We start from the raw sequence: 6,929 nt of genomic DNA, 5'->3' as shown, positions 1-6,929 counted from the left end.
AAACAAACAAAAGAATTAAATGCAAGTATTGAAACTGAAACTAAAGAAGTGGACGGGGTAGTAAAAGCAATCACTGAGGTAAATACCCAAATTATAAAACTAAAATAATTGTCTTTGGGATAAAACGCTTTCGCATAAGTAGCGGAGGCGTTTATCCATTTAAATGTGAAAAATATATTGGTAATACGGCATGGTAAAAAAATAGTTTGATTAAAAATAGTATTTTTGTCAAAAACAGCTTATTGTAATAAGTTTAAACAAAAAGCAACAAAACTAAAAAACTATCAAAAAAATCAAATGTAAAGTCAAAATATATGGTAATATGAGGTATATATTTGATTTCTACAATATATATTCACCCCCAATTTCCTTGGGTACTACTTATGTATGCTATTTAGCGAGGGGAGTTTGAAATGGATTTAAATAATTATTTAGAAATGTTTATCGAGGAATCAAAAGATCATTTGCAGGCAATAAATGACGAATTGTTAAAACTGGAAACGGAACCAGAAAACATAGCCATCATAAACGAAATCTTTCGTTCGGCACACACGCTTAAAGGAATGGCTGGTACTATGGGATTCGAAGACCTGGCCTCATTGACTCATGAAATGGAAACAGTCCTAGATCTTCTCCGTAATTCACAATTGAATATCACTCCAGAAATTATGGATGTCATATTTAAGTGTGTGGATTTCATCGAAAAAATGGTTTACAGCATCGAGCAAGGAGGCGATGGAAAAGAAAATGTAACGGACATCCTATTCCAGCTCGCAAAGATTCAAAATCCTTCTGTTTCCTATGACATAGACCTAGTTGACGCCTCTAGTGAGGTGGCCGTTACTGCGGAACTAGTGCTTGATGAGTTTCAAAATTCCTTGATTAACGAAGCAAGGCTGATGGGCAATACCGTATATCAAATCACAGTAACACTTGATGAAAGATGTGTGATGAAATCAGTACGTGCCTACATGGTTTTTCAAATTGCTGAAGAACTTGGTGAGATAATTAAGACCCATCCACCTGTAGAAGAAATAGAAGAAGAAAATTTTGTTAATTCCTTTACCCTTATGCTGTTGTCACAGCGCGACATGAAAGAAATACAAAAACAACTTGCTAATGTCTCAGAAGTAAAAGAAGTCAGCGTAACTGAAAGAATAAATCAAGAATTGGTAGCGGAAAAACCAGCAATAACTGACGTTTCAGAAACTGCTCAAACCACCCAACCTCAAATTAATGAAAATGCGGGTGAAAGCAAGAAAAAACAGCGTTCAAAATCAATTCGGGTAGATATTGAAAAACTAGATCATTTAATGAATTTATTTAGCGAATTAATCATTGATCGTGGAAGACTAGAACAAATTGCCCGGAAGTCAGGGCTTTCCGAACTGACTGAGACGGTAGAGCACATGACTCGTATTTCGACAGATTTACAAGATCTCATTTTAAACATGCGCATGGTTCCCGTGGAACAGGTATTTAATCGATTCCCGCGGATGGTACGAGACCTTGCAAAAGATCTAAATAAGAAAGTTCAATTGGTAGTGGAAGGCGAAGAGACCGAATTAGATCGTACGGTCATTGATGAGATCGGGGATCCGTTGGTCCACCTCCTCAGAAATGCCTTAGATCATGGGCTTGAGTCTACAGAGGAAAGATTAGCCAGCAAAAAACCCGAAGAAGGAAAGATTTTTTTAAAGGCATATCATGGTGGAAACCATGTGTTTATCGAAGTAGTTGATGACGGGAAAGGCATTAACCGTGAAAAAGTCCTGAATAAAGCGATTGAACGGGGTGTGGTAACGGTAGAGGAAGCTAAATCGCTTACAGATCAACAAATTTATGCCTTGATATTCTCTTCTGGATTTAGTACGGCAGAAACAATATCAGATATTTCTGGTCGGGGTGTGGGCCTAGATGTCGTTAAAACCAAAATTGAATCATTGGGTGGTGTAATCAGTATTGATTCGACACCAGGACAAGGATCTATTTTCCACATCCAACTGCCGTTAACCTTATCTATTATTAATTCTATGTTAGTGAAAGTGGAAGAAGAAACATACGCGATTCCATTTAGTTCGATTGTGGAAATTACGATGATAACACCTGAACAAGTATCAACCCTTCATGGACAAAAAGTGATTCAATTCAGAGAACAGGTCGTTCCGTTAATTTATATAAACGAAGTTTTCAATGTTCCACCTGTTGAATCAGAGTTCAAAGAACAAGAGCTTTATATTGTTGTTGTTCGAAAGGGAAATAAGACGGTGGGGTTAGTGGTTGACTCCGTGCTAGGGCAACAAGAGGTAGTATTAAAATCTTTAGGAGGCTTCTTACCTAACCAATTTGCTATTTCAGGTGCGACCATCCTTGGAAACGGAGAAGTGGCGTTAATTATAGATTCCAATCAATTTATTAATTAGAAAGGAAGGTCCTTTTCAATGACAATGTTTAAAATAGTCGCCTTTATATTAGGAGAAGAAGAGTATGGATTAGACATTGATTATGTGCAATCCATCGAACGAATCGATCAAATTACAAGGGTTCCAAATGCACCATCATTTGTAAAAGGTGTTTTCAATCTTCGTGGAAATGTCATTCCTGTTATTGACTTGCAAGGCAAGCTAAACCTTGGACAAGCAAAATACACTGATAAGACACGAGTGATTATCACAAAATTTGAGGACATCGAATTGGGGCTAATTGTTGATCAAACTAGCGATGTTATTGATGTGGCTCCTGAAGCACTTGAAGCTATTTCTTCAAGTGGGTTTGATTCTGACTATTTTGGAGGTATCGCCAAAATCGACGGTCGTTTGATCATACTGTTAAAATTAGCGGAGTTGATGAAGGCGGAGAGTAACTAACAAAATATGCTTGTGAATTAGAGCTACTTGATTTTTTTAAAAGAAAAGGGGGATCGTATGAAGGATCAGATCACGTTACAAGATTTTAAGGCACTCATATTTAAAGTAGGTCAGGAAGAGTATGGGGTACATATTAAACAAGTCGTTTCCATTGAACGAATGCAGGCTATTACTCCCTATCCAAATCGGCCGGCACATGTGATAGGAGTTACAACGATACGAGATGAAGTGATACCTGTTGTCGACGTACGGACAGCGCTGATACGGGAAACAATAAAACCGACCGATGACATGCGAATCATTATTGTACAGACGGATGATAATGCAATTGGACTTGTCGTCGATGCTGCTACAGACGTGTTGGATATTGCTCCGGACACGATTCAACACTCAAACCTAATGGAGGAAAAAGATGTTTCGTACCTATTGGGAATATCTAAACTAGACCAACGATTGATCATTCTCTTAGACATCGAAAAATTACTCGAAGACACAACGAATTTAGATGAATTGAAAGAAATAAAAAATGAGTTATAAATGATAAAAGGTTAGTAGAATAGAAGGAGAAGTTAAATAATGATTAGTAAAGCATCAAGTAAAACAAAAAGGTTATTATCCATGAATGTAAAACTATGGAGTAGCTATTTCATCATCCTATTATTCTTAGCGCTTATTGCTTTTGTTTCAAACAAAAGCATTTCTCTTTTAGGTGATCAGATACATATTACTGGTGAACACCAAGTGTCTAAGTATAAATTATTAGGAAACATAAAAGAAGAGCAAACACGTACACGCCTCTATGTAGTCAAGCACGTATATATGCCAACTGAAGAAGACAAAGCAAAAATTGAGACCCTTATGAATGAAGATGTCAAATTAATAAGAAAGAATATAAGGGAACTGGATAAACAACTAGAAAGTGGTCAAACAAAAAAAGATTTAGCAGAGTTTAGCAAAAACTTTGAAGATTGGCTTGCCATTACTCCATCTTACTTTAAAGATTCTAGAACCAACAATTATGACATTATTAAACCACAGATGGTCATTATGACAGGTCTAGCAGAAAAAACTAACAGTTCATTAAAGAATGTTGAAGTTGGTATCGACAAATACAACGATAATGTTATAAAAAATTCAGAACAAACTGTATCTAATTCGTATTATGAAATTCGTATCGTTGCTATCGTAGCCTTACTATTTAGTATTTTTATTTCATTCTTTATGACTAGAATCATTCGCCGTTCAGTTATAGGAGTTGTAAAAAATGTAGACACCACCACTGTTTCTGTTTCTGAAATTAAAAAATCGATTGATAAAACAGCTATTAGTGCACAAGAATTAGATACATCGATGAACAAAACCAACGATTCTGTAAGCGAACTGGTGGCTTCTATTCAACAGGTAGCAGGGAACACGAATGTAACAGCTTCTGGAGTTGATGAAATCTCCGCAGCCGTAGAACAAATGAGCGCGTCTATTAATTTAGTAGCGGGAAGTGCAAACCATTTAGCTTCATCAGCTGAAGAAACCTCTTCGGCTATTCAAGAAATGATGGCTTCTGTCGAACAAGTCGCTGGTAACGCTGGTAATGTAGGCGCTAGCGTGGAACAAATCTCATTAGCAATTGAATTAATGAGCAAATCCATTGAAGGGGTAAGCAGGAATTCAGTTAGTTTGAATCAAACTGCTGAACAAACTTCCGAAACAGTGGAGGAAATGGTTGTATCCATCAAAAAAGTGGCAGACAGTGCACAAACCGTTAACCAACTTAGCAACTCTGTTAAGAATGATGCCCTTGAGGGAACTGTTTCTTTGAATGAAACATTAAATGGGATGAAAGAAATATCTCAGGTGATAAACCAAGCAAGTGATGTAATGGAGAACTTGGGGAAAAGTTCTGAAGAAATCGGTAGTATTATCGAAGTTATTGATGATATCGCCGATCAAACGAATCTTTTAGCGCTCAATGCAGCGATTGAGGCTGCACGTGCAGGAGAACATGGAAAAGGATTTGCGGTTGTGGCCGAAGAAGTCCGTAAGTTAGCCGAACGTTCAGCGAAAGCAACAAAAGAAATTGCTGTCCTCATCAAAGGGATTCAAAATGAAACGGCTGTTGCTGTTACATCTATCACTGAGGGTGCCGATAAAGTAAAAGTTGGAAATCAATTGGCAGAAAAAACAAATCAAGCAATCAAGAAAATTTCTGAAGGAATTGCCAGGGTAACAGAAGAAATGAACCTCATTGCCAAAGCCACGGAAGAACAAACGCAGAACAGCGAATTCATTACCAAAGCGGTTGAGAACTTTACAGAGCAAACAACAGAAATGACCTATTCTACAAAGGAACAATCAATAACTGCGGAAGAAATTGTTAAAGGAATTACAAATACAAAAAATGAGGTACATCAAATCAGGATATCAACAGCTGAACAAGCGAAAGGCGGTCGTGCCATCGTAGAAGCTATTGAAAATGTCACAACCCAATCTAGCTCTGTGACGAACGCAACGAGAGAACAGGCCCTAACTGCAGAAGAAATCGTTCACAATATTAGTAATATTAAAGAAATGGTTCAACAAATGACCATTGCTACCAATGACCAAGCAAGATATGGTCAAGAAATCGGGTTAGAGGTTGCAAATGTTCAGAAACAAGCAGGAGAGTTAAATACAACCATTGAGACTCAAACAAAAGAAGTGGACGAGGTAGTTCAATCAATCACGGAGGTAAATACACAAATTTTAAAACTTAAGTAAAGTACTTTTAATTGCAGAAACGCTTTCGCAAATTTTCGAAGGCGTTTTTTTATCACTTTTTGATAGAAAATAGATAACAATCAAAAAAATTTGATGAAATATTTAAAAATCATGGTAATATAAGGTATAAATAGGTTTCTATATTGTTATATATGTGGGTATCAAATTTCTTTGATTATTAATCAAACTAGTAATATTTGTGATATGGCTACTGAGGCTATCGAAATGGAGCGGTTAGTAGTTGTAATTCGGACTATTTTGGTGGCTGCGGAAAAAATTATTAGGGTATTGATTGAAGAATTAATATTATCCGTATGAGGAGAGGCTAGAAAATGTGGAGAAAAGGATCAAGCAAAGAATTAAGTGAATGGTTTAGTAGTGTAATCCATAAAATGACAAATAAAGCTCCGAAAAAATTATCTAGGAAAGTGGCCATAAATATGAATATAAAACTATGGGGAAGTTTTATATTCATTCTTTTATTGTTATCATCCATATCGATTGTTTCATATAATAAAATAAACGTTTTAAGCGATGATGTGCTATACATAGGAAAAACTCAAGTACGAGAGATTCAATTAATAGGAGACTTAAAAGAAAAGGTTATTCAGATTCGTCTTAATGCAACCAAGCACGCTTATGAACAAAGTGATGATGATAAAGCAAAATTAGAAAAGGTTGTTAATGAAGACATCGTAATAGTAAGAAAAAAAATAAAAGAAATAGACAAAAAATTATCTTCTGATAAAAATAATCAATTATTTAAAGAGTTCGACAAAGAATTTGAAAATTTCGCTCATGTTATTCCATCTTTTCTAAAAAAGTCAAGTAGCAATGATTATTATACAACACATGGAAGCTTGGGGGTATTAGCCTACCAAGGGGATATGACGATTGATGCACTTGATAAAGTTTCTAAAAATGTTCAAAAGGACACCAATGGGATTATCAATCAAGCCGAAAAGGATTCAACTCGTTCGTTTATTCAAATTATCGTCGTTTCTGTTGTTGCGATACTGTTTAGCATCTTAATTGCATTCTTTATTACCAGACTTATTCGTCTCGCAGTTAATAGAGTTGTAAATAATGTAGATAGCACTACTAAATCGGTTACAGAAATTAAAAAATCGATTGATAAAACCTCTTTTAGTGCACAAGAATTAGGTGCCTCAATGAACAAAGCAAATGATTCCGTAAGTGAACTTGTTGCCTCGATTCAACAGGTAGCAGGGAACACCAATGTAACGGCTTCTGGTGTGGATGAAATCTCAGCTGCAGTGGAACAAATGAGTGCTTCTATTAATTTGG

General features: G+C 36.1%; 5 protein-coding genes. All 5 read left to right on the top strand.

The features are described from left to right. Positions 1-413: 413 nt before the first annotated feature. Positions 414-2,423, top strand: a complete 2,010-nt coding sequence (locus tag RTR43_RS25150; protein WP_312476722.1) for a chemotaxis protein CheW — start codon at positions 414-416, stop codon at positions 2,421-2,423. Positions 2,424-2,441: 18 nt separating this feature from the next. Beyond that, a complete protein-coding gene (locus tag RTR43_RS25145; RefSeq protein ID WP_312476720.1) occupies positions 2,442-2,867 on the top strand; it encodes a chemotaxis protein CheW in 426 nt (141 codons plus the stop codon). 57 nt (positions 2,868-2,924) lie between these two features. Then, complete coding sequence (locus RTR43_RS25140; protein WP_248733289.1) at positions 2,925-3,404, top strand: chemotaxis protein CheW; 480 nt, start codon at positions 2,925-2,927, stop codon at positions 3,402-3,404. 39 nt (positions 3,405-3,443) lie between these two features. After that, positions 3,444-5,621, top strand: a complete 2,178-nt coding sequence (locus RTR43_RS25135) for a HAMP domain-containing methyl-accepting chemotaxis protein (RefSeq protein ID WP_312476718.1) — start codon at positions 3,444-3,446, stop codon at positions 5,619-5,621. Between the two features lie 332 nt (positions 5,622-5,953). Continuing rightward, positions 5,954-6,929: MCP four helix bundle domain-containing protein (locus RTR43_RS25130; RefSeq protein ID WP_312476716.1), on the top strand; the 976-nt coding region annotated here is incomplete at its 3' end.

Origin of the sequence: Neobacillus sp., from assembly GCF_031988165.1 — a bacterium.
GTDB lineage: Bacteria > Bacillota > Bacilli > Bacillales > Cytobacillaceae > Neobacillus > Neobacillus rhizosphaerae.
This window is presented reverse-complemented; position numbering and strand designations above follow the sequence as displayed.

Bases quoted from the DNA above. Each gene is read 5' to 3' on its own strand.
- RTR43_RS25150 (WP_312476722.1), top strand. From the start codon at position 414: ATGGATTTAAATAATTATTTAGAAATGTTTATCGAGGAATCAAAAGAT.
- RTR43_RS25145 (WP_312476720.1), top strand. From the start codon at position 2,442: ATGACAATGTTTAAAATAGTCGCCTTTATATTAGGAGAAGAAGAGTAT.
- RTR43_RS25140 (WP_248733289.1), top strand. From the start codon at position 2,925: ATGAAGGATCAGATCACGTTACAAGATTTTAAGGCACTCATATTTAAA.
- RTR43_RS25135 (WP_312476718.1), top strand. From the start codon at position 3,444: ATGATTAGTAAAGCATCAAGTAAAACAAAAAGGTTATTATCCATGAAT.